We start from the raw sequence: 23,361 nt of genomic DNA, 5'->3' as shown, positions 1-23,361 counted from the left end.
TCGATGCGTAATGACGGCGACAACGATGTTGTGACGTTTCAAAAAGTGCGGCGGGCGCGGTCAGCGCGCTACGGTGGCGGACTCGGAGGCACCCATGATCATCGGCGTGACGGGAAGCGGCGGAAAGCTGGGCCGCGCGACCGTGTCCGCCCTGCGCGAGCGCGGGCACGAGGTGGTCGGGTTCGACCTCGTCGGCACCCCCGGCCCGGGGTTCGTCCGTGTCGACTTCACCGACTACGGGCAGACGCTCGACGCCTTCCTCGGCGTCACGGCGCGGCACGACGGGCTCGATGCCCTCGTGCATCTCGCAGCCCTGCCGGTCAACGGGCTCGTGCCGGACGTCACGACCTTCGACAACAACGTGAGCGTCACGTTCCACGTCCTGTTCGCCGCGCATCGCGTCGGCATCCGCACGATCGTGGCGGCCTCGAGCATCACGGCGATGGGCTTCCCCTTCGACATCGCCCCGCCGTCGCTGCCCGTCGACGAGTCCTATACGCAGGCCAACAACACGTACGGCCTCGGCAAGGTCGTCGAGGAGGCGCTGTCGGGCCAGCTGGTGACGTGGCATCCGGATGCCTCGATCACCGCCCTGCGCTTCACCAACGTCGTCGGAGCCGACGAGTATGAGACGTTTGAGCGGGCCGCAGACCCGGACTACCGCCGCGACCTCATCGGCACCTGGATCGACGCCCGCGACGGCGCCGAGGCTGTCGCCCTCGCGCTCGAGGCGGCCCGCCTCGGCTTCGAGGTGTACAACGTCGCAGCCCCCGAGTCGGGACTGTCGATCCCGTCCCGCGAGCTCGCCGCGCGGTGGTTCCCCGGAACCCCCGTCGCCGACGACCTCGGCGAGTTCGAGTCCCTCGTCTCGACCCGCAAGCTCCGCGCGCAGCTCGGCTTCACCGCCCGCCACGACTGGCGCTGACCCCGCGGACTCTTGCGCGGCCGTTGCGGGCCCGGGTGACAGCATCCCGCCGAAATGTCGCAGATCGCCGCTTCGTCACACTCGGTGGCGGCGTGTCGGTGTTGCGGTGTGGTTTTCTGTGACGGTGTGGCGGCGGGAGGGCTGGCGCTCAAGGGCGGGTCCTCGAGGGCGGCTGGGATGCTGGGCGCTCGGCGTGGGCGCCGGGTGACAGCATCCGGCCCGCCACAGTGTCGCCGATCGCCGCTTCGTCACGCCCGGTGGCGGCGTGTCGATGTTGCGGTGCGGTTTTCTGTGACGGTGTGGCGGCGGGAGGGCTGGCGCTCAAGGGCGGGTCCTCGAGGGCGGCTGGGATGCTGGGCGCTCGGCGCTGGCGCGGGTGACAGCATCCGGCCCGCCACAGTGTCGCCGATCGCCACTTCGTCACGCCCGGTGGCGGCGTGTCGGTGCTGCGGTGTGGTTTTCTGTGACGTTGTGGCGCGGCCGGTGATGCGCGGGATGCGGGGTGCTCGGCGCTGAGGCCGGGGAGGCGTCAGCCCTTGACGGCGCCGGCGGCGAGGCCCTTCATGATCCGCTGGTTGAGGAAGAGGTACAGGATCAGGATGCCGAAGGTCGTGATGCAGATCGCCGCGAACAGCGGCCCGTAGTTGATCGCGCCGTACTCGCCGGAGAAGTTGAGCAGGCCGACCTGGATCGTGTTGAGGCTGCGCTTGCCGCCGAAGATCAGGGCGATGAGCAGGTCGTTCCAGATGAGGAAGAACTGCACGATCGCGACCGTGATGACGGCGTTGCGCATCATCGGGAAGCCGATCGAGAAGAACGAGCGCGTCATCGAGGCGCCGTCGATCGTCGCGGCCTCGAAGATCTCGCGGGGGATGGCACGGAAGTACGTCGCCATCATGAAGACCGTCAGCGGCAGACCGGATGCTGTGTAGATCAGGATCATCGGCCAGTACGAGTTGTTGATCCCGAGCTGGAAGAACGTGTTGAACAGCGGCAGCACGATCATCTGTCCGGGGATCATGATGCCGGCCAGGAACAGCAGGAGGATCGTCGCGCGGCCCTTGAACAGCAGGATCTCGAGGGCGAAGCCCGCGGCCGTCCCGAGCAGGACGATGAACACGAGCGACGGGATCGTGACGATGAGCGAGTTCGTGATCGTCGTCGAGAGGTTGCCCGTGTCCCACGCGATGACGTAGTTCTCCCAGTGCCACTCCTCGGGGAAGGCGTACGAGGGATTGCTCAGGAAGTCCGCGTTGGACTTCAGCGAGTTGATGACCATCCAGAACAGCGGATAGATCGTCACGAGCAGGAGGAACGCGATCGTGAGCCACGCGGGGACGCGGCGCAGTGCGTGGCGCAGTCTCCCGAGGGGACCGCGCTGGTGCGGCTCGAACGCGCGGGGTGTGTGGACCGCGGTGGTCTGCGGATCGATGGTCGTGGTCATGGCTGTCGCTCCCTCAGACGGTGTTGTCGCGTCGCGACGAGCGGAAGATGAGCAGGGTCACGAGCAGGCACATGATCGTCAGCAGCAGGGCGATCGTCGAGCCGTAGCCGAAGTCGCTGAACTGGAACGCCGTCCGGTACATGTACAGCGTGAGGGGTGTCGTCGAGTTGCCCGGCCCGCCGCCGGTGAGGGCGAAGACCGAGTCGAACACCTTGATCGTGCCGTTGATGCTGAAGATGAACGATGCGAAGAGGATCGGCAACGACATCGGCAGGATGATGTGGCGGAAGAGCTTGAAGGTCTTGGCGCCGTCGATGCGCGCCGACTCGATGATGTCGTCCGGGATGTCGAGCAGCCCCGAGAAGATCAGGACGCCGTAGAACCCCACCGAGCGCCAGACGTCCATGATGACGATGACGATGAACGCCGTCTCGCCCGATCCGAGCCAGTCGACGCCCGAGAGCCCGACGTTGACGAGCAGCTCGTTCACGAGGCCGTCGGTCGGGGCGGACTGGAACAGCTTCTGGTACAGGATCGCGATCGCGACGGTCGGCAGCACGACGGGGAAGAACACGAATGTGCGGACGACGACCGAGGACTTGCGCAGCACGAACTGGTACAGCAGCGCCAGGCCGTAGCCGAGCACGACCTGCAGCACCGTCATGAGGAACGCGTACTTGATCGTGAACCAGAACGCGTCCCACACGTAGGGGTCGCTGAACAGTCGCTCGAAGTTCTTGAGTCCCGTGAACTCGAAGCCCGTCAGGACGCTCCCTGTGAAGAACGTCAGGCCGAACGACCACGCGACGGGGATCAGGATGATGAGCGTGTAGACCAGCAGAGCCGGCGTCAGCAGGAGCGTGATCGCCTTGCGGTCGCCCAGGACGGACTTCATGCGGGCAGCCTTTCGGATGGCGGGATGGCGGGCGAGCGCCGATTACAGGATCGCGCCCCGGTGCACCTGAATCCAGGTGCACCGGGGCGCATGGGGATCAGCCTTCGTCGAGCGCGTCCTGGACGAGCGTCATGAACTCCTCCGGGGTCAGCTGGCCCGTCACAAGGAGGGCGGCGTTGGTCGAGGAGACGCTGCTCGCCTTGGCGTTGAACAGAGCCTCGAACCACAGCACGCTGTCGGTCGCCCCGGCGATCTCGTCGGCGATCGTCTGCGAGATGGCGGGCAGCTCGACTTCTTCGTCTGCGATGAAGCCCGTGATCTGGCCCAGCTTGAGCGCCTCGTTGCCGTAGTTCTCGGCGATGCACTTCAGCCAGTCGCCCACACCGTTGTCGGCCGAGTAGGTCGCGGCGTTGAACGTCGCCGGCAGGCCGACGTTGGACGGGTACTCGTCGATCGAGCCCGCGCCGCCCTCGACGGCCGGGTACTTGAAGAATCCGACGTTGTCGGCGCCGATCTGGTTGCCGTCGCCGTTGATGTTGCCGAGGAGCCAGCTGCCCATGTAGATCATGGCGGCGTTGCCCGTCAGGAACTCGTTGCTCGCGGCGTCGTAGTCCAGCGACGCGACGTTGTCGCCGAAGTAGCCCTGCGCGCCGAGGTCGGCGATCGCCGCGGCGGCCTCGACGTACTCGGGGTCGGTGAGCTTGGCCTCGCCGTCGGCGACCTTCTGGAGGGCGTCGGCGCCGAGCGTGCGGAACAGGTAGCCGCTGATGAGGCGAGTGAGCGGCCAGCCCTGCTCACCGGATGCCGCGAACGGCGTGAGACCGGCGGCCTTGGCCTCCGCGGCGATCGTCAGGAGGTCGTCCCACGTCTCGGGGACGTCCCAGCCGTTCTCCTCGAAGATCTCCTTGTTGTAGAAGATCCCCTCGATGTTGTACTGGTACGGCAGGAACGTGAAGCCGCCGCCGTAGAGCTTCTTGATCGTCGAGACAGCGCCCTCCGCGATCTTGTCGCGGACGCCGAGCTCGGTGAGGGCCTCGTCGAAGTCGACGAGGTAGCCGTTGTCGGCGAGCTTCGCACCCTCCGCCGGGTTGCCGCCGGCCGAGAACATCGGGGGAAGGCCGTCCTGCGTCGCGAGGAGCTGGATCTGGGCGTCGAGCTCGGCCTGCGGGATCGAGCTCACCTCGAGCGGCAGCGCCTCGTTCTGATCGGTGCACTCACCGTCGGCGAGCGCCTGCAGGACGGGCTCGGTCGTCGTGTTCTCGGCGTTCTTGAGGAACTCGAAGCTCGTCGGCTCGTCACCGCCGCCGCCGGAACCGCCGCCCGCGCATCCGGCGAGGATGAGCGCGCTCGCGCCCAGCAGCATCGCCGTGCCGACCACCGGCTTCCGCAGACGCCGTCGTTCTGCTGTGAACACATTTCCTCCTTGAAAAGTGGGGACGCCATCTTTGAGACGTTTCAAGAGTGATCGTAGGCACCGCGGAACCGTGGTGTCAAGAGTCTTTGAAACGTCACAATAGCGTAACGGCGATGGCCGGTTCCGGACGGCACGTGCGAGAGTCGTGACGCGGCGTTCCGGGGCGGAGCGTCGATGGGTGTTCACGCCGGTACAGTGCTGTTCAATCGCCGGGCAGCGTCGCCGCGCGATTCGGGAAGGGCGGTGCGATGACCAAGACGGGCATCCGTGGTGTCGCCGAGATCGCCGGCGTGGCGGTCGGCACGGTCTCGAACTACCTCAACCACCCCGACCGCGTCTCGGCCGACAAGGCCCAGCGCATCCAGGCGGCGATCGACCAGATCGGTTTCGTGCCGAGCAACGCCGGTCGGCAGCTGCGCCTCGGCGTGAGCAGCGTCATCGGCTACATCTCGCCCAACGTCAGCAACCCCTACTTCGCCGAGATCGCCGAGAGCGTCGAGCGACGCGCGACCGAGCGCGGAGTCTCGGTCTTCCTCGCCAACTCGCACCGCAGCCGCGAACGCGAGGACGACTACCTCGCGACGTTCGAGCAGCACCAGGTGCTCGGCCTGCTCGTGTCGTCGGACGGCCCGATCGAGGACCGGCTCGCGAGCGTCCGCCGCCGCGGGACCCCGTCGGTGCTCGTCGGCCAGCGCGCCGTGTCGTCGGAGCAGCCCTCCGTGTCGATCGACGACGTGTCGGGCGGCCGTCAGGCGGGTCGCCATCTCCTCGAGATCGGATGCCGCCGCCTCGCCGTCGTCGGAGGCCCCATGAGCCTCCCGCAGATCGCCGACCGCTTCGCGGGTCTCAGCGAGGTCGTCCGCGAGGCGGGGGACGCGACACTCGAGTTCATCGACGAGACCGACCGCAGCGTCCGCGGCGGCAGGGACGTGGGCACGGCGCTCATGGCGCGGCCGCCCGAGCTGCGACCGGACGGAATCTTCGCCGTCAACGACCTGCTCGCCCTCGGCATCCTGCAGGTCATGGTGCTCGGCGGAGTGCGCGTCCCCGAAGACCTCGCGATCATCGGCTACGACGACACGGCCTTCGCCGAAGGCTCCGTGATCCCGCTCACGAGTGTCCGCGGACGCCACGACGGCTACGGCGTCGCCGTCGTCGACCTCCTGTTCGACGTCATCGAGCGCCGCGAGATCGACGAGCCGCACCGCATCTTCTCGCCCGATCTCATCGTGCGCGCGAGCACCGAGGGCTTCGGGCGCGGCTGAGCGACAGCATCCCGCCCGCCACAGCGTCGCAGATAACCGCAATGTCACAGGGATCCGCGGTGTCGGGTGCGACATTGTGAATATCTGCGACGTTGTGGTTCGGGATGCTGCTCCCCGGCGTGCGTTCGACGGCTTCGGGCGCGGCCGGGCGACAGCATCCCGCCCGCCACAGCGTCGCAGATAACCGCAATGTCACACGGATCCGGGGGCGCAGGGTGTGACGATGTGGCGATCCGTGACGTTGTGGCGCGGATGCCGCGAGCGAGACACCCGCAGGCCCCGCGACGTCAGAACTCGGCGACTGTCTTGCGGCCCTCGAGGTGGGCGATCATGTTGAGCACGAGGAAGTTCCAGTTCTGGAAGCCGTGCGTGATGATCGGCTCGCCGCTGTCGGGGTGGTAGTACTCGTGCAGCGACCCGTTGATCTCGAGATCGCGGCCGAACAGGCGCACGGTCTTCTCGGCGAGCTCGGCCGCGTCCTCCGCGAATCCGTACTTCAGAAGCCCGCGGAACACGAGGTAGTTGCTGATGCCCCAGATCGGTCCGAGCCAGTTGGACGGGTTGTTCGAGGCGCGCAGGTCGTACATCTTCTCGAGGCGCGACAGCGTGCGGATGCCGTAATTCGCCGAGAACGTCCGCGTGTCGCGATACCGCTCGACCATGCGCTCGGCCTGCTCCTGCGACGCGAAGCCCGCCCACAGCGGCAGGAAGCTCGACCAGTTGTCGACGCGCAGCGGGATCGACGACCACCGGCGCGGCGCACCGCGGTGCAGCCAGTCCTCGGGGTCGATCGCGCGCAGGCCGAGGTCGACGCTGTAGAAGGTGCCGTCGCGCTCGTCCCACGCGAAGCGGTTGAGGGCGTCGACGAGGTCCTGCGCCTTGCCACGCGCGACGTTGGCGGCCGGCGCGTCGCCGGACAGTTCGAGCAGGTACCCGTACGCGAGCAGCTCGCGGTACAGCAGGCTGTTGAGGTAGATGGATGCCGTGCTCTTGTCGGGCCGGTAGTACACCGACGGATCGTTGTCGACGCCGACCGCGAAGTCGGTCTGCCAGTACGCGAGCCCCGTCTCGGCGTGGACGTGGCTCTCGAGATACCGGTCGAGGAATCGGCCGATCGTGCCGAGGTGCGGCCGGACCCACTCGATGTCGCCGCGTCGCTGCACGAGCAGGGCCGCGTGCTGCGCGAGGACGGGCTTGTGCATGTTCTGCGCGAACCCGCCGGCGCGGCCCGCATCGCCGTGCGTGAGCGACCCCGTGGGGCTCAGCTGGATCGGCATGACGCCGTCCTCGTCGGTGTGATCGAGGAAGTTCAGGATGCTGCCGCTCTCGTACGCGAAGAACCGGCCCGCCTGCTCCGTGTCGGCCTCGACCTGCCCGAGCGCGATGCTGATGGTCCACGAGTCCCAGTCCCACAGGGCGCTGGAGTAGTACGGCGATCCGGGGCTCGACGGCACCGTGTACGGGTGCGCGAGGATCCCCTCCGGCTCGCGCGTCATCTCCTGCGCGCTCTCGTGGATGTAGGCCTCGAGAAGGCGGGCCCAGCGTTCGTGCATCGTTGCTCCTGTGGGGGTGTTCGGTCGTGGGGTGTGGAGTGGTCCTCCTGCCGGTCGTTGAGCGAGGAGCGAAGCGACGAGACGAAACGCCTTGCGCGCGGCTGACGCGTTTCGTCTCGCTTCGCTCGCTCAACGACCGGGGATCCGGTCAGGTGTTCACGGTGGTCCAGCCCTCGGCGGGGACGGATGCTGTCAGCTCGGCGCCGTCGACGACGAGGGTCAGCTCCCGCGCCGTCGTGTCCAGGTTCGCGACGAGGACCGGCAGCTCGCCGGACGACTCGGCTCCGACAGCCCACACGCGGCCGTCCGGGCTCTGCCCGCTCACGAGGCGGCCGCCGGCGAGCCGGGAGAGAGCACGCAGAGCGCCCGCGACCGGCCGCTCCGCGCCCGAGGAGTCGACGGCGCCGCGCGGGCCCGATTCCTCGAAGTATGCGATGCTCGCGACGCCGGGCACAGCCAGGGCTGCGGCGCTCGCGACGGTCCAGGCGGCCAGCTGCACGGCATCCTGTCTCGCGTCGTCGGCGTCGGCGTGGTGCGGGCCGTAGCCGCGAGCGAGGTCGGTGTCGGGCGGGAGGGGCGGTCGCACGGTCGCGACGTCGTTGAAGCGGGGGCGGAGCGTGACGGGCCCGACGTGGACGGGCACTCCGCCGGCGATCGCGACCGCCTGCTCCGCGACGAGGCGCTGCATCGCGACCGACTCGACGAGCTGCTCCGTCGTCAGGCTGTGGAAGAGCGGCGTGACGCTGAACACGATGCCGTCGAGTTCGTCCGCGAGGCGGTGCTGCTCGCGGTTGAGCTCGGTGAAGTGCGATCGCGCGCCGCCCACGAGCGGCAGATCGAGGCCGGCGCGCGCGACGGCCGCGCGGAGCGCGGCGGCGATGGGCTCATCGGTGACGTGGGTCACGGGATCGAACGCGCCCAGCCGAACGACGGGCAGGTCCGCGAGCAGGGCGACGAACCCGTCGAGCGTCTCGGGGGCGGCCGGATCGACGACGAGTCGGACGTCCAGCGGGCGACCGGATGCCGCGCCCCGGCCCAGCGCCGCGTGCCGGTTCGGCGCGGCGAGGTCGACTTCGAGGAGGAGCGTCTCGGCGAGGGGCTCGAACGCGGGAGCCGGATCGGGGGCGCTGGAGGCTCCGACCACGAGCGCGGGGAACGCGGTGCCGGCGTCGGAGAGCACGAGGCGGTCGGGATCCGGTGCGGGCGCGGCGTCGACGCCCGGCGACACGCGCACGGCGATCGACTGCCGCACGTGCTCGCCCGGCGCGAGCGGGTAGGGGAAGGGGAGCGAGAGCGGACGGCTGTACGTCTTGTACGAGGCATCCGTCCAGTTGCGCTGGTCCTCCATCTCGAAGACGTCGCCCATGAAGCGCACGTCGACGTCGAGGCCGTCGTGCGCCCACGCGAGCCCCGCGATGTCGAAGGCGGGCTGGTGCGGGCTGATCGCCTGCGGGAACGACGACTCCTCCACGGATCCGTCGCTGTGCGCGATCGTCAGCGCCGCGCCGGCGAGCTGCGGCGGGTGCAGCACGACGAGGCCCGTGCGGTTCGTCTCGAACGCCGTCGTCGACACGGCGTCGAAGCTCACGACGAGGAGGTCGTCGGTCGCGTCGACGCGAACGGTGCCGCGCAGCTCGGCGCCGTACCCCGCCGTGTGCAGGACGAGTTCGAGTATGGAGTCGGACTCGGCGACCTGCTCGACGACCCAGCCGGCCGTATTCCAGTCGCGGTCGCGCACGACGGCCCGGATGCTGCGCAGCACCGTCCGCCCGTCGTACGAAAGGTCGGCGAGCTCGTCGTCGCGCAGCTCGAGCGCCCAGTGCCCGCCCCGCCAGAAGCGGGACGGGCTGTGCGATGCATGCCAGGCGTCGGTCATCGATTCCTTCCTCTGCCTGCGCGGCGGGTCTGCTAGAGCGAGGTCATCCCGCCGTCGACCTGGAACAGCGCCCCCGTCGCGAACGAGCCGTCGTCGCTGGCGAGGTAGACCATGATCCCCGCGACGTCGTCGGGGGTTCCGGCGCGACCGATCGGGATGCGGCCGATGATCGCGGCGCGTGACTCGGGGTCCTCGCTGATCGCTGCGACGAGCGGGGTCTCGGTGTAGGCGGGCTGCACCGTGTTGACGCGGATGCCCTTCGAGGCATATGCCGCCGCGACAGTCCGTCCGAGGCCGTGGATGCCGGCCTTCGACGTGCTGTACGCCGTGAAGTCCTTCCCCTCGCCGTTCACCCCTGTGGGGCTGCCGGTCAGGATGATCGAGCCGCCGCCGCGCGGGACCATCGAGCGGACGGCGTGCTTGACGGTGAGGAACGTACCCGTCAGGTTGATGTCGATCGTCCGGCGCCACACGTCGAGGTCGAGGTCGCCGGCCGGGGCGTCCTGGCCGAACAGCTGCACGCCGGCGTTGGCGACGACGACGTCCGGCGCCCAGCCGTCCGCCTCGACCTCGGCGAAGGCCGCGGCGACAGCATCCTCGTCCGAGATGTCCATCGTCACGGCGCGTGCGCTGTCGCCGATGTCGGCGGCTGCCTTCGCCGCGCCCTCGCCGTTGCGGTCGGCGAGGATGACGCGCGCCCCCTCGCGGGCGAAGCGCTGCGCGACGGCGAGGCCGATCCCCAGCGCCGCACCCGTGATGAGCGCGGTCTTGCCCTCAAGCTGTCCCATGGTCGAATGCCCTTCCGGATGCCGCTCGCGCGGCGTCAGTGTCGGTCGTCGATGCCGCTCGCGCGGCGTCAGCGCTCGATGTGGTCGAGGTGGAGCATCCGCGCGAGGTTCTTGTCGAGCTCGTCGTCGCGGAAGATCTTCTTCCAGTCTTCCTTGATGATGCTCTCGCGTCCGTAGTCCATCGCGATGAGGCAGGCGTCCGAGAACGGGTTGTCGCCGCGCAGGCCGTTCGCGAGCGCCACCTGCGTGTGGCCGTACAGGATGCTGCGCGCGGCCGCCTCCGGGACGCCCATCGTGTTGATGGCCTCCTCGAGGGCCTCGTTGAGGAGGGCGCCGATCATGCACGCGACGGTCTCGACGAGGGTCGGCTCGAGCTGCGCGAGCTGCTTGATCGTGACGAAGTGCACGTCGATGACGGGCGCGTAGATCGCGCGGACCGTCGCCTCGACGATGGCCTTGTGCGCGGGGTCGTCGCTCTCGACGGCCGCGATCGCGTCCTGCGGGGCCGCGATGCCGCCGAACGTGTCGGCCCACTCCTCCTTCGTCGTCCGCTCGAGGAACACCGACGGGTGGCACGGGTGCGCGACGGCCTGGATGACGTCGTCGCGCGTCGTGAGCAGGCCCGCGTAGGCGGCGGCCGGGTCCAGCGTCAGGACGATCGCGCCGGACTTCAGCTGCGGCACGAGGTCGGCAGTGACGGGACCGAGGGCCAGGTCGGGGACGGCCAGGACGACGATGTCGGCGTCGGCGACGGCGGTCGCGGCATCCGTCAGCTCGCGGCCCGCGTCGAGCGTGCGCTGCCGGCCGGCCGGGGAGTTCTCGACGTAGGTGACGTCGTGGTCGGTCTTGACGAGGTTGTTGGAGACGCGCATCCCCATCTTCCCGCCGGCGCCGACAACGGCGATCTTGTAGGTCTCTGTCGTGGTGCTCATGATGTGCTCCTCAGGTGTTCGACGGTGGCGCGGGTCCATTCCCGCTCGGTTCGGATGGTGGTCTCGGGGTCGCCCTGCCAGGGCAGCCAGTGCTCGACGATCTCGTCGATGCCGCGCTCGCGCGGACGCACGGTCTCCAGCAGGTGCGCGTAGTCGTGCAGGCCGTCGCCCATGCGGGCGCCGCTGTACGTGAAGCCGACCCAGCCGGGCTGGCGGGCGAAGGCGAAGTCCTTGACGTGGACGTTCGCGACGAGGTCGGCGGTCAGCTCCACGCAGTCGCGGGGCAGCTCGAGGCGCGCGACGACGTTCGCGGGATCGAGGCAGATGCCGAGCTGCCGGCTGCCGAACGACTCGACGAGCCCCACGAGATCGGCGGTCGCGACCTGCTCATACGTCTCGAGGGCGAGCGTGACTCCGGCGGACTCGTAGGCGGGGAGCGCTTCGCGCAGCCAGACGGATGCCTCGGTGAGCGTGGGCCGCGACTCGGGGCCGTAGAGCATGCTGCGGACGAGTTGCGCGTCGAACGCCGCCGCGAGGCCCAGGTAGCGCTCGAGGCGCGCGGGCTCGACGCCCTTCGTGCCGAGCTGGATCGTGAGTCCGAGGTCGCGCCCCGCCGCGGCGGCCTCCGCGATCTCGGCATCCGACATCGCGTCCAGCGGCGCGAAGTCGCAGATCTGGAAGAGGTCGATGTCCATCGCGCGCGTCGCCTCGAACGCTCCACGCAGCGACAGCGGCTCCGGCGAGCGGTCGGAATGCTGCCAGAAGAAGGCGTAGGTGCCGAGGCCGATCACACGCCCACCCCCCCGCCCTGATCGCGAGACTGCATCGGGGCCCCCAGACTGCGGGTGTCGGGCGCAGTCTCGGTGCCCCATCGCAGTCTCGCCGAATCATCCCGCGCGGCATGCGCCGCGGCCTCGTCGAGGACGGCGAGGAGGTTGTCGATGTCGTGGGCGAAGCGGCCGAGGAAGAGCCCGTCGATGGCGTCGCCGAGCTCGGTCAGCAGGCCCGGACCGGCGGAGCCGCCGTAGATGACGGTGCTGCCGTCGCGGTCGGGGAGCAGGTCGAGCGCGTCGCGGAGCGCACGGGCGACCGTGACGATGTGCTCGACGGGGGCGGGCTCGGGTGCCCCGATCGCCCAGACCGGCTCGTACGCGACGATGACCGGCCCGGCGGGCGCGCCTTCGAGGTCGGTGTGCAGCTGCGCGACGGTGGCCGCCGCGGCGGCGAGGGCGCCGAGTGGGGCGGGCGCGTCGTCCGTGATTTCCAGGCGCGCGGTCTCGCCGACGCACAGCACGGGGGTGATCCTGTGCCGCAGCGCCGCGGCGGTCTTGGCGGCGACGACCTCGTCGGTCTCGCCGAATAGGCGGCGCCGTTCGGCGTGCCCGACTTCGGCGACCCGCACCCCGGTCTCGGCGAGCTCGGCGGCGGACACTTCCCCGGTGTACGCACCGGGTTCGAACGCTGAGACGTCCTGCGCGCCGACGCGCACCGGAGTGCCGGCGAACGCGTCCAGGGCGGGGAGGATGCCGAGGTAGGTGGGGATGACGAAGACCTCGACGTCGCCGGAGGCCACGGCCGGGTGCGTGCGCACGCGCTCGGCGACGCGCGCGCACCACTGGGCAGCCTGAGCGTGACCGAAGTAGGTCTTCAGGCTGACTCCGACTGTGGCTTTCGGCATCAGCAGGATCCCGTGGTCTCGTATTCGCTGATCGCGGCGACCTTGGCGGCGGACGCCGAGGCGGGGTCGAACCGGTACGTGAGCCACTCGCGGACGAGGCGCCGGGCCAGTTCGAGGCCGACGACGCGCTGGCCCATGGTGAGCACCTGGGCGTCGTTGGAGAGCACGCTGCGCTCGACGGAGAAGGAGTCGTGCGCGGTGACGGCGCGGATGCCGGGCACCTTGTTCGCACTGATCGCGACGCCCAGGCCCGTCCCGCAGATGAGCAGGGCGCGGTCTGCCTCGCCGGCGGCGACGCGCTGCGCCGCCTCGATCGCGACCTTGGGGTAGGGGGTGTGGCCGTCGGCGCCGACGCCGACATCGAACACCTCGGCGACGCCGGGGTTGTTCTCGAGGTCCTTCTTCAGGGCCTCCTTGTACTCGTATCCGGCGTCGTCGCAGCCGACGACGATGCGGAGGGGTTCAGCCATGTCAGTTCCTTTCGGCAGCCGTCGACGCCAGGACGTCGGCGACGGCGGTCACGATGAGTGCGAGGGAGACGGCCCCCGGGTCGGGGGTGCCCACGCTGTTCTGGCCGTGCGTGCGGGCACGGCCGATGCGGGGGAGGAGGTCGGCGGTCGCTGTGGCGGCGCGGGCCGCGGCCTCGGCGGAGGCGCGCCACGCGTCGGCCAGGCGTGAGCCGGCGTCGAGCTGCCGGCCGAGCTCGGTGCTGAACGGCACGAGCACGTCGACGAGCGTCTTGTCGCCGACCTCGGCCTTGCCGTAGGCCATGACGCCGGCCCGCCCGGCGGCGACCCCGGTCGCGAGGGCGTGGCCGGTGGGGCGGCCGGTGTCGCCGATCGCGCCGGCGACGGACGACAGGATGACGCCCCACAGCGCGCCGGAAGTCCCGCCGGCCTTGTCGGACCAGGCGTCGGCGGCGTGCGCGAGCACCGTCCCGGCACCCGCCCCGGCGTCATACGCGCGCTGCGCCGCGACCAGGGCGGCGTGCGAGCCGCGCTGCATGCCGATGCCGTGGTCCCCGTCGCCGGCGATGGCGTCGATCCGGCCCAACTCGTCGACGTGCTCGTCGATCGTCGCGACGATCGCCTGGACCACCGACACGACGGTCGCCGCGGCCGCGCGCGAGTCCTCGTCGGTGGGCGGGATCGCCTCTTCCGCGACGGCGGCTTCGGCTGCGGCATCCCGGGTCTGCCTGGGTGCGACCGAGCCGCGGCGGTAGGCGGGGGTGTCGACGGGGGTCTCCCACAGGGTGGCGAGTTCCTCGTCGAGCCAGAACAGGGTCAGCGAGACGCCGGCCATGTCGAAGCTCGTGCAGTACTCGCCCACATGCGGGTCGACGATCGCGATCCCCGCAGCCTCGAGGAGCTCGGCGACGCGGCGGTAGACGACGAACAGCTCCTCGTACTTCAGCGACCCGAGCCCGTTGAGCACCGGCACGACCCGCGCCGCGCCCGGCGTGACACCGTCCGGGAGCTCCTCGAGGAGCTTCTCCACGAGCAGCTCGGCCAGGCCATCCGCGGTCGGGATGCCGGTCTCGTCGATGCCCGGCTCGCCGTGGATCCCCAGGCCGATCGCCATCCGCCCCTCCGGGACCGTGAACAGCGGCTGCTCCGCACCGGGCAGCGTGCAGCCGGTGAACGCGACCCCGAACGAGCGCGTGCGCTCGTTCGCATGCCGCGCGACCCGGGTCACCTCGGCGAGGTCACACCCGGCCTCGGCGGCCGCCGCGGCGGCGCGGAACACCGTGAGGTCGCCCGCGATCCCGCGCCGCTTCTGCCTCTCGGAAGGCGGAGCGCTGAAGATGTCGTCGGTCACCGTGACGGTCTCGCACGCGATCCCGTCGCCGCGCAGCCGCTCTTGCGCGGCGTCGAAGTTGAGAACGTCGCCGGCGTAGTTGCCGTAGCTGAAGAACACCCCGCCGCCGTTGTCAGCGGCCTTCGCGACGGCGTACACCTGCTGCGTCGACGGCGACGCGAACAGGTTGCCCATCGCCGCGCCGTGCGCCAGCCCCGGCCCGACCAGGCCGCCGAACGCGGGGTAGTGGCCCGAGCCGCCGCCGATCACGACCGCGACCTGACCCGCCGGCGACACCGTCGACCGCGCCACACCACCCGGCACCCGCCGCACATACCGGCCGTTGGCCGCGACGAAGCCGTCGATCATCTCATCGGCGAAGTCCGCCGGCTCGTTCCACAGGCGCGTCATGGCTTCTCTGCCTCCTCAAGACTTCCGCAAGTATGACAAACCGGTTGACCAATTGCAATACCGGCCGTCGATAATCGCCTGTAGGTTGTCACCATGCCCGCGTACCCCGGCGATCGATCCGCCGAGATCACCGCCGCCCTCGGCGCGCTGCCGTCGGGCACGCCCGTCTCGGAGGTCGCGCGCCGTCTCCTGGACCTCTTCACGAGCGGCTCGATCGCGCCCGGCACGCGGCTGCCCCCGGAGCGGCAGCTCGCCGCGACGCTCGAGGTGGGGCGCTCCGCCGTGCGCGAGGCGCTCGCGGCGCTCGAGATCCTCGGCATCGTCCACGTCCGTCCCGGCTCGGGCACGTATCTCCGCGGCAACGCGAGCGAGCTCCTCCCGCAGACGCTGCGCTGGGGCCTGCTCATCGGCGAGCGCAACACGGCCGAGCTGCTCGAGCTGCGCTCGGGCCTCGAGATCTACGTCGCGCGTCTCGCGGCCGCGCGGGCCGAGGCATCCGATCTGGAATCCCTGAGCGCGAGCCTGGACCGCATGCGCGAGAGCATGGGCGCGCTCAAGGCCTTCGCGAAGGCCGACCTCGACTTCCACGACGCGCTCGCGCAGGCTGCCGACAATGCCATGCTCGTCGACATGCTGCACGTCGTGCGCTCGCTGCTGCAGGTCTACGCCGACCGCGCCGTGCACGACGAGGGTGCCGCCCGCACCGCGATCGACGAGCACGACGCCGTCTACCGTGCGATCGAGCGCGCGGATCAGGATGCCGCGGCCTCCGCGATGGCCGTGCACATGGCGACGGCCTCCGCGCGCGTCGCCGCCGAAGCAGCACGCTGACCGTCCGCCGGGCACCGGCACGGGCGACTCGGACAGAAGGAGAGCGGATGCCGCGCAACTGGGCGGGAACCTACGAATACACGGCCCCGCGGATCGTCGCGGCCTCGACGGTCGAGGAGGTGCAGCGCATCATCCGCGAGGGCGGGCGCGTGCACGCCCTCGGCACACGCCATTCGTTCACCGACCTGCCCGACACCGACGGCACGCTCATCGACGTGTCGGGTCTCGCCGGCGACCTCACGATCGACGAGGAGGCCCGGACGGCCACCGTCCTCGCCGGGACCCGGTACGGCCTCGTCGCAGCAGCCCTCGACGAGCGCGGCTGGGCGCTGCACAACATGGGGTCGCTGCCGCACATCTCGGTCGGCGGGGCGACGGCGACCGCGACCCACGGCTCGGGCGACGGCAACGGCGTCCTCACGACCGCGGTGCGCGGCATCCGGTACGTCGGCGCCGACGGCGAGGTGCACGACGTGCAGCGCGGCGACCCCGACTTCGCGGCGCTCGCGGTGGGCGCGGGCGCCTTCGGCATCCTCGTCGAGCTGACCCTCGACATCCAGCCGGCCTTCCGCGCGCGGCAGGACATCTACAGCGGAGTGACGTGGGATGCCGCGCTCGCCGATCTCGCGACGCTCACCGGTGCGGGCTACAGCGTGTCGCTCTTCACGCGCTGGGACTCCGACACGGCCGGCTTCGTGTGGGTCAAGACGCGGCTCGAGCACGACGACGACCCCGTGGCCGACACGCTCCTGGACGGGCGGCGCGTGGAGGGACGGGACTCGCCGCTCGGCATCGGCGACAACGTCACAGAGGTCGGCGGAGTGCCGGGGCCCTGGATGCTGCGCCTCCCGCACTTCCGGCTCGACCGCGAGCCCTCGTTCGGCGACGAGATCCAGACGGAGTACTTCGTGCGCCGCGAGCACGGCGTCGCGGCGCTGGACGCGGTGCGGGCGCTGGGGGACAGCATCCGTCCGCATCTCGTGTGGAGCGAGATCCGCACCGCCGCGCGCGACGAGCTGTGGCTGAGCGGCGCGTACCAGCAGGACATCGTGATCATCCACTTCACGTGGTACGACCACCCCGACGACGTCGCGGCGCTGATCCCGCGCATCGAGGACGCGCTGCGGCCCTTCGCGGCGCGCCCGCACTGGGGCAAGGTGCACGGGTTCGACCGCGAGGCGCTCGAGCGCGTGCACCCGCGGCTCGGCGACGCCCGCGCCGTGTTCGACCGCCTCGACCCCGAGGGCCGGTTCTCGAACGCGCACCTCGAGCGCGTGGGGCTGCGCTCGCCCCGCTGACCCGGGCCCACCCGGTCGTTGAGCGAGGCCGCGCGAAGCGCGCCCGAGACGTGTCTCGATACGGGCGCAGAGCGCCCTACTCGACAACCGCCGCGACCCGGCGAGCTGGCGTTTCGTCTCGCTTCGCTCGCTCAACGACCGGGATCGGGGCCCAGAATGGGAGTCGACCTCGGGAGGCTCCAGTGACCGAAACCTCGCCCCAGCGCATGCACGCGCTCTCCGATGAGACGCGCGCGACCGTCGACGTCGTGCTCGACTACGCGCGGCGGCGCGCGCTCTACGCGGATGTCCCGCTCGACAAGCCGCTCACTCCGCGGGACCTCGCGCGCCTCGCGTCGGGATCGATCACGCCCGAGGGCATCGGCGCCCGGCGAGCGGCGGCCCTGTTCGAGAACGTGCTCGCACCGGCCTGCGTCTCGACCGACCACCCGGGGTACCTGTCCTTCATCCCCTCGGCCCCGACGAAGGCCTCGATCGCGTTCGACCTCATCGTGTCGGCATCCGCCATCTACGGAGGCTCGTGGATGGAGGGCTCCGGCGCGATCTTCGCCGAGAACGAGGTCCTGCACTGGCTCGCGAGCGAGTTCGGGATGCCGGCCGGCTCGGGCGGCGTCTTCGTCCAGGGCGGGACGATCGGCAACCTCTCGGCGCTCGTCGCGGCGCGCGACGCGGCGCGCCGTCGCAACCGCGAGGCGCGGCGCCCCGACCCGGCGCGCTGGGTCGTCGTGTGCAGCGCCGAGGCGCACTCCTCGATCGCGTCGGCGGCGGAGGTCATGGACGTCGACGTCGCGAAGGCGGCTCCGGATGCCGAGGGCCGCCTGCACGGCGAGTCCGTGGCCGCGGCGCTCGACGCGCACGGCGACGCCGTGTTCGCCGTCGTGGCGACGGGCGGCACGACCAACTTCGGGATCGTCGACGACATCGCCTCGATCGCGGCCGTCACGACCCAGCGCGGGGTGTGGCTGCACATCGACGGTGCCTACGGCCTGGCCGCGATGCTCGTGGAGCGGACCCGGCCGCTCTTCGCGGGCGTCGAGCACGCCGACTCCGTCATCGTCGACCCGCACAAGTGGCTCTTCGCGCCGTTCGACGCGTGCGCGCTCATCTACCGCGACCCGCCCGTCGCGCTGCGCGCCCACACGCAGAAGGCCGAGTACCTCGACACGATCACCGAGAAGGCGGACTGGAACCCCTCCGACCTCGGCGTGCAGCTCACGCGGCGCGCGCGCGGCCTGCCGCTGTGGTACTCGCTCGCGACGTACGGCACGGAGGAGTACCGCACCGCGATCACGTACGGGATCGACCTCGCGCACCGCATCGCCGACGAGATCCGCGCGCGCGAGGGGCTCTCGCTCGTGCGCGACCCGCAGCTGTCGGTCGTCGTGTTCCGCCGCGACGGGTGGACGCTCGCCGATTACCAGGCGTGGTCGGAGAAGCTTCTGGACGAGCAGCACGCCTTCGTCGTGCCGAGCTCGCACGCCGGCGAGCCCGTCCTGCGGTTCGCGATCATCAGCCCGCTCACGACGTTCGAGCTGCTGACCTCGATCCTCGACACCCTCGCCTGACTCCACCGCTTCGATCTCTCCTCCCCGAGTTCGTCTCCGTGGAACGCGGGTAGCCGCCTCGGAAGTCGACATTCGACGGAGACGAACTCACCAGGGCGGCATGCCGTCGTGCGAGGGACGGCGGTCAGAGGGGCGCGAGGACGCCCTGACCGGGGCAGGCGGCGTTGCGCTCCGCGGCGGAGCGCGCGAGGTCGAGCGCGTCGGCGGGGGAGTCGCCGCGGTCCAGCCCGGTCAGCAGGCCTCCCAGGAACGCGTCCCCGCTGCCCGCCGAGAAGCGCCCGGGGCTCGCCGGCGGCGCGACGGTGAACTCGGCGGCGCGCAGCAGCGCGAAGCCGCCCCGGACGCCGTCGGTCACGACAGCATCCACGCCCCAACGCTCGTGCAGCGCGCGGGCGGCGCTCGCGGCATCCGCGAACTCCTCGCCGAGCACATCCGCGGCCTCCGCACGGTTGATCTTCAGCAGGTCGGCGTGCGGCGCCGTCGCGCGCAGGCCCGCACCCGAGCCGTCGACCGCGATGCGGCAACCCATGCTCCGCAGCTTTGCGAGCAGCCCCGCCACGTCGTCCGGCCCAGCGCCGGACGGCAGCGATCCCGACAGCGCGACCCAGGCTCCGGGCTCCGCACGGCGGGCCACCTCTGCCGCGCCGCGAGCGAACGCCTCCCACTCATCCTCGGAGAGCGGCGTCGCGGGCTCGTACACGTCGGTGCTCGACCCCGCCCCGTGCTCCTCCGCGATCGCGAAGCACGAGCGGGTCGTGCTCGCGAGCCCGACCACGGTCGTCGGCACGCCGTCGGACTCGAGCAGGTCCGCGATCCAGGCGCCGGTCGGACCGCCCAGCGCGGCGACGGCGGACACGTGCGCACCGAGCTGCCGGGCGGCGCGCGCAAGGTTGAGTGCCTTGCCGCCCGCGACCCGCGTGACGGTCCGGGGCCGCGTGATGCCGCCGAGCTCGAGGCGGTCGACCTCGTACGTCACGTCGAGGCTCGGCGAGAGGGCGAGCGCGACGATCACGGCCGGTCGCTCCACGGCCGCACGGTGCCGAGGGTGCGCGCCGCGCCGTCGGCGAGCACGGCGAGGGCGGCGCGAGACACCTCCTCGGGCGAGTGCCAGCGCGGCTCGGCGCCGTCCTCGCGCCAGCCGAGCTGGAGCGTGTCGCGCGGCACGACGAGGATGCCGAGCGCGGGGTCGGCGGCCGCGCTCGTGCGCACGAGCACGAGCCGGCCCGGCGTCAGGCTCCGCAGCGAGCGCAGCGACTCGTCCGACACGGCCGGTCCGTAGACGACGGCGTCGTCCCACGTCGCGCCGGCGAGGGCGGACGACAGGGCGGCCGCATCGCGCGCGTCGACCCATGTCGCGCGCGGCGCCCGGGTCGGGCGCGGCATCCGTCCCACCACGACGACGTCGTCCGCTGCTGCGAGCAGGGAACCGACGGCGGGGGCGAGGATCCCCGTCCCGCCGATCACGAGCACCGTGCGCGTCACGTCAGAACGCCTGGGGTCCCACGGCGGCGCCGCTGCGGCCCTGGAGGAAGTCGAGGTCGGCGCCCTCGTCGGCCTGCGTCACGTGCCGCGTGTACAGCCACGTCCAGCCGCGGTCCGAGCCGGGAACCGCCCGCGGCGACCAGTGCGAACGGCGTCGTTCGAGCTCGTCGTCGGCGACCTCCATCGAGAGGCTGCGGCCCGGCACGTCGAGCACGATCGTGTCGCCCGTGCGGACGAGCGCGAGAGGTCCGCCGGCGGCGGCCTCGGGAACGACGTGCAGCACGACCGTGCCGTACGACGTGCCGCTCATGCGGGCGTCGGAGATGCGCACCATGTCGGTGATGCCCTGCTCGAGGATCTTGCGCGGGAGCGGCAGGTTGCCCACCTCCGGCATGCCGGGGTAGCCCTTCGGGCCGACGTTGCGGACGACGAGGATGTCGTCGGGCTTCACGTCGAGCGAGTCGTCGTCGGCGTCGGCGAGGTAGTCCTGCAACGAGTCCCACACAAGCGCCCGGCCGCGGTGCGACATGAGCTCGGGCGCGGCCGCCGACTGCTTGATGACCGCCCCGCGCGGCGCGAGGTTGCCGCGGAGCACCGCGATCCCCGAGCCGACGGGCTTGACCGGGTTGTCGAGCGGCCGGATGACCTCGCGGTCCCACACCGGAGCGCCCTCGTAGTTCTCGCCGAGCGTGCGCCCGGTCACGGTGAGCGTGTCGCGGTGCAGCAGGTCGCCGAGCGTCTCGGCGAGACCCGCCGTGCCGCCGGCATCCTGGAACTCCTCCATGAGGAACCGGCCGGACGGCATGAGATCCGCGAGGACCGGGATGTCGCGCACGAGCGTGTCGAAGTCGTCGAGGGTCAGCTCGACCCCCACGCGGCGGGCGAGCGCGAGCAAGTGGATGACGGCGTTCGTCGAACCCCCGAGCGCCGCGTTGGCGCGGACGCCGTTCTCGAAGGCCTCGCGCGTCAGGAACTTGGACGGGCGCAGGTCCTCCCGGACCATCTCGACGATGCGGCGTCCGGCGAGGTGCGCTGCCGTCGCGCGTCGTGAGTCGGTCGCGCCGAGCGCCGCGGTGCCCGGCAGCTGGAGGCCCATGTACTCCGACACGCACGCCATCGTCGACGCGGTGCCCATCGTCATGCAGTGCCCCTGGCTGCGGGCCATGCAGGCCTCGGCCTCGCGGACGTCGCCCGCCGAGATCCGGCCCGCGCGATACGCCTCGGTGAAGCGCCACACCGAAGTCCCCGAGCCGATGTCGGTGCCGCGGTACTTGCCGTTGAGCATGGGGCCGCCCGTGATGAGCAGCGTCGGCAGATCGACGGATGCCGCGCCCATCATGTACGCGGGCGTCGTCTTGTCGCAGCCCGCGAGGAGGATGACGCCGTCGAGCGGATTCATCCGCAGCGTCTCCTCGAGGTCCATCGCGATGAGGTTGCGCAGGAGCATCGCCGTCGGGCGCACGAGCGGCTCGCCGGCCGACGTCGTCGGGAACTCGAAGGGCACACCGCCCGCCTGCCAGATGCCGCGCTTGACGTGCTCCGCAAGGGCGCGCAGGTGGATGTTGCAGCTCGTGAGCTCGGACCACGAGTTCGCGATGCCGATGACGGGCCGGCCCTCGAACGTGTCGTCCGGCAGCCCTTCGCTGCGCAGCCACGATCGGTGCATGAACCCCGTCTTGCCGGGGTCTGCGAACCAGACCTGGCTGCGCAGTCCCTCGCCCCAGTCGCTCGTCGGGACGCCGGTCGCCGAATCCACCGGCGCCGCGCCCGAGTCGGCGGCGGCCCGAGCGGCCGCCTCGCGCTCCTCCTTGCCGAGGTTCCGCGCGCTCATGCGAACCTCGGCAGGTGCTGCGCCTGGGCGGCGATGAGGTCGTCGGTGAGGGCGGCCGCCTTGTCGGCGTTGAAGACCGCACCGTCGGCGATCATCGCCTCGACGACGAGGTCGCGATCGCCCTTCAACGCGGCCTCGACCGCGATGTCGACCGAGCTGAGGCGCCGGGCGAGGATCGCGGTGAGCGGCTTGCCGAGGTCGGGGACCGAGACGGGACGGATGCCGCGGCCCGTCGCGACGCCGGGGATCTCGACGGCCGACCAGTCGGGCAGGCCCGGCACGAGGCCGTTGTTGACGACGTTGCACGAGAACATCTCGCGCGAATCGAACGTGATCGACCGGATGATCGCGATGAGCTGCTCCTGCTCGCCGCCGGAGCGCTCGAAGATCGACTGGTCGAGGGGCTCCTCGCCCGTCGCCTGGCGTCGCATCCCCTGGTAGCGGTTCTCGCCCCATTCCAGGATCTCGGGGAGCGAGAAGGCGTCGATCCCGAGCTTCTTGCCGTAGTAGTCGCCGTTCGCGAAGCGCTCCGGGAAGAACTCCACGACGTGCCGGTCACCGGCCGCCGCGAAGGCGCCGTACCGCTCGAACAGCTCCCACGCGAACGGGTTGTGCCACGCCGTCGGGGTGTCGTAGAAGATGTTGCCGATGTCGGCCGGGTCCGGCGCCTCGGCGAGCTCGCGCCGCACGCGGTCGCGGACGAGGGGCCAGGCATCCTTCCCGTCCAGGCGGAAGTCGTAGATGAACGTCAGGTGGTTGATCCCGGCGTAGAGCGTCGACGTGCGCTCGAACGGCGCGTCGATGAGCTGTGCGAGCTCGCGCTGGATGTGGTGCATGCCGTGGCAGAGCCCCACGACGTCGAGACCCGTCTGCTGGTGGATCGCCTGCACGTTGGCGGTCATGGGGTTGGAGTAGTTGAAGAAGAACGCGTCGGGCGCGAGCTCGGCGATGTCCTGCGCGATCTCGACGAGCACCGGTGTCGTGCGCAGCAGGCGGGAGATGCCGCCGGGCATGATCGAGTCGCCGACGGGCTGGTGGATGCCGTGGCGCTGCACGATCTCGTGGTCGAGCTGCCAGGCGGGGCGTCCGCCGACGCCGACGCACGTGACGACGAAGTCGGCTCCGGGGAGCACGGCGCGCCGGTCCGTCGAGCGGGTGACCCGGATGCTGTCGCCCACCCCGCGCGCGGCGACCATGGCCTCGGCGAGATCGGCGGCGATGTTCAGGTTCTCGGCATCGACGTCGACGAGGCGGATGTCCCACGCGCCGAGGTCGGTGGCTCCGATGAGGTCGGCGAGGAGGCCTCGCGTGAAGACGGCGGAGCCGGCGCCGATGAGGACGAGGACGCGGTTGTCGGTCATGAGTGGGTCCTTTCC

The 23,361-nt window shown here is 70.9% G+C and carries 20 protein-coding genes; 5 read left to right on the top strand and 15 right to left on the bottom strand.

The features are described from left to right. The first annotated feature begins 94 nt into the window (after window positions 1–94). Window positions 95–925, top strand: coding sequence for an NAD(P)-dependent oxidoreductase (locus tag ABZ477_RS15235; RefSeq protein WP_360134797.1), 831 nt, complete (start codon window positions 95–97; stop codon window positions 923–925). 529 nt (window positions 926–1,454) lie between these two features. Here the strand turns inward: ABZ477_RS15235 and ABZ477_RS15230 are convergent. The 3 genes from ABZ477_RS15230 to ABZ477_RS15220 all read right to left on the bottom strand — a co-directional run bounded on the left by ABZ477_RS15230 (window position 1,455) and on the right by ABZ477_RS15220 (window position 4,678). After that, on the bottom strand, window positions 1,455–2,369 hold the full coding sequence (locus tag ABZ477_RS15230; protein ID WP_360134794.1) for a carbohydrate ABC transporter permease: 915 nt from the start codon (window positions 2,367–2,369) through the stop codon (window positions 1,455–1,457). Between the two features lie 13 nt (window positions 2,370–2,382). Then, window positions 2,383–3,264: a sugar ABC transporter permease gene (locus tag ABZ477_RS15225; RefSeq protein ID WP_360134791.1), complete on the bottom strand. Its 882-nt coding sequence runs from the start codon at window positions 3,262–3,264 to the stop codon at window positions 2,383–2,385. A 97-nt stretch (window positions 3,265–3,361) separates the two neighbouring features. Further along, window positions 3,362–4,678 carry an extracellular solute-binding protein gene (locus tag ABZ477_RS15220; RefSeq protein ID WP_360134788.1) on the bottom strand — a complete coding sequence of 439 codons (1,317 nt, stop codon included), beginning with the start codon at window positions 4,676–4,678 and terminating at the stop codon, window positions 3,362–3,364. 248 nt (window positions 4,679–4,926) lie between these two features. On the opposite strand from ABZ477_RS15220, the gene ABZ477_RS15215 reads away from it, so the two are divergent. Then, window positions 4,927–5,943 carry a substrate-binding domain-containing protein gene (locus ABZ477_RS15215; protein ID WP_360134785.1) on the top strand — a complete coding sequence of 339 codons (1,017 nt, stop codon included), beginning with the start codon at window positions 4,927–4,929 and terminating at the stop codon, window positions 5,941–5,943. Between the two features lie 287 nt (window positions 5,944–6,230). Here ABZ477_RS15215 and ABZ477_RS15210 read toward each other — a convergent pair whose 3' ends face one another. The 8 genes from ABZ477_RS15210 to ABZ477_RS15175 all read right to left on the bottom strand — a co-directional run bounded on the left by ABZ477_RS15210 (window position 6,231) and on the right by ABZ477_RS15175 (window position 14,978). Next, window positions 6,231–7,496, bottom strand: a complete 1,266-nt coding sequence (locus ABZ477_RS15210; protein ID WP_360134782.1) for a trehalase family glycosidase — start codon at window positions 7,494–7,496, stop codon at window positions 6,231–6,233. 148 nt (window positions 7,497–7,644) lie between these two features. After that, window positions 7,645–9,372, bottom strand: coding sequence for a hypothetical protein (locus ABZ477_RS15205; protein ID WP_360134779.1), 1,728 nt, complete (start codon window positions 9,370–9,372; stop codon window positions 7,645–7,647). 32 nt (window positions 9,373–9,404) lie between these two features. Further along, a complete protein-coding gene (locus ABZ477_RS15200; protein WP_360134776.1) occupies window positions 9,405–10,160 on the bottom strand; it encodes an SDR family NAD(P)-dependent oxidoreductase in 756 nt (251 codons plus the stop codon). Window positions 10,161–10,228: 68 nt separating this feature from the next. Then, a complete protein-coding gene (locus ABZ477_RS15195; protein ID WP_360134773.1) occupies window positions 10,229–11,092 on the bottom strand; it encodes a phosphogluconate dehydrogenase C-terminal domain-containing protein in 864 nt (287 codons plus the stop codon). After that, window positions 11,089–11,883 carry a TIM barrel protein gene (locus ABZ477_RS15190; protein ID WP_360134770.1) on the bottom strand — a complete coding sequence of 265 codons (795 nt, stop codon included), beginning with the start codon at window positions 11,881–11,883 and terminating at the stop codon, window positions 11,089–11,091. The genes ABZ477_RS15195 and ABZ477_RS15190 overlap by 4 nt, the downstream gene beginning before the upstream one ends. After that, window positions 11,880–12,770, bottom strand: coding sequence for a triose-phosphate isomerase family protein (locus ABZ477_RS15185; RefSeq protein WP_360134767.1), 891 nt, complete (start codon window positions 12,768–12,770; stop codon window positions 11,880–11,882). The genes ABZ477_RS15190 and ABZ477_RS15185 overlap by 4 nt, the downstream gene beginning before the upstream one ends. Next, window positions 12,770–13,240: a ribose-5-phosphate isomerase gene (locus ABZ477_RS15180; RefSeq protein ID WP_360134764.1), complete on the bottom strand. Its 471-nt coding sequence runs from the start codon at window positions 13,238–13,240 to the stop codon at window positions 12,770–12,772. The genes ABZ477_RS15185 and ABZ477_RS15180 overlap by 1 nt, the downstream gene beginning before the upstream one ends. Window position 13,241: 1 nt before the next feature. Beyond that, a complete protein-coding gene (locus ABZ477_RS15175) occupies window positions 13,242–14,978 on the bottom strand; it encodes a dihydroxyacetone kinase family protein (protein ID WP_360134761.1) in 1,737 nt (578 codons plus the stop codon). 93 nt (window positions 14,979–15,071) lie between these two features. On the opposite strand from ABZ477_RS15175, the gene ABZ477_RS15170 reads away from it, so the two are divergent. The 3 genes from ABZ477_RS15170 (at window position 15,072) to ABZ477_RS15160 (ending at window position 18,672) form a co-directional block, all read left to right on the top strand. Beyond that, complete coding sequence (locus ABZ477_RS15170; protein ID WP_360134758.1) at window positions 15,072–15,809, top strand: FCD domain-containing protein; 738 nt, start codon at window positions 15,072–15,074, stop codon at window positions 15,807–15,809. A 47-nt stretch (window positions 15,810–15,856) separates the two neighbouring features. Next, window positions 15,857–17,107, top strand: coding sequence for an FAD-binding protein (locus tag ABZ477_RS15165; RefSeq protein ID WP_360134755.1), 1,251 nt, complete (start codon window positions 15,857–15,859; stop codon window positions 17,105–17,107). Between the two features lie 206 nt (window positions 17,108–17,313). After that, entirely contained in the window at window positions 17,314–18,672 is a 1,359-nt protein-coding gene (locus ABZ477_RS15160; RefSeq protein ID WP_360134990.1) for an aminotransferase class V-fold PLP-dependent enzyme, read from the top strand. Between the two features lie 124 nt (window positions 18,673–18,796). Here ABZ477_RS15160 and ABZ477_RS15155 read toward each other — a convergent pair whose 3' ends face one another. Genes ABZ477_RS15155 through ABZ477_RS15140 form a run of 4 tightly spaced genes read right to left on the bottom strand, consistent with a single transcriptional unit; the run spans window position 18,797 to window position 23,346 of the window. Then, on the bottom strand, window positions 18,797–19,699 hold the full coding sequence (locus tag ABZ477_RS15155) for a PfkB family carbohydrate kinase (RefSeq protein WP_360134752.1): 903 nt from the start codon (window positions 19,697–19,699) through the stop codon (window positions 18,797–18,799). Continuing rightward, a complete protein-coding gene (locus ABZ477_RS15150) occupies window positions 19,681–20,154 on the bottom strand; it encodes a hypothetical protein (protein WP_360134749.1) in 474 nt (157 codons plus the stop codon). Before ABZ477_RS15150 ends, ABZ477_RS15155 begins: the two co-directional genes overlap by 19 nt. A gap of 1 nt (window position 20,155) precedes the next feature. Next, window positions 20,156–21,985: an IlvD/Edd family dehydratase gene (locus ABZ477_RS15145; RefSeq protein ID WP_360134747.1), complete on the bottom strand. Its 1,830-nt coding sequence runs from the start codon at window positions 21,983–21,985 to the stop codon at window positions 20,156–20,158. Continuing rightward, window positions 21,982–23,346, bottom strand: coding sequence for a hypothetical protein (locus ABZ477_RS15140; protein ID WP_360134744.1), 1,365 nt, complete (start codon window positions 23,344–23,346; stop codon window positions 21,982–21,984). The genes ABZ477_RS15145 and ABZ477_RS15140 overlap by 4 nt, the downstream gene beginning before the upstream one ends. Between the last annotated feature and the right edge of the window lie 15 nt (window positions 23,347–23,361).

The sequence above is a fragment of the Microbacterium sp. NPDC019599 genome (genome assembly GCF_040632175.1).
In the GTDB taxonomy this organism is placed as follows: Bacteria; Actinomycetota; Actinomycetes; order Actinomycetales; family Microbacteriaceae; genus Microbacterium.
Note: the sequence above shows the minus strand (reverse complement) of the source record. Positions and strands in the feature narration are given on the sequence as shown.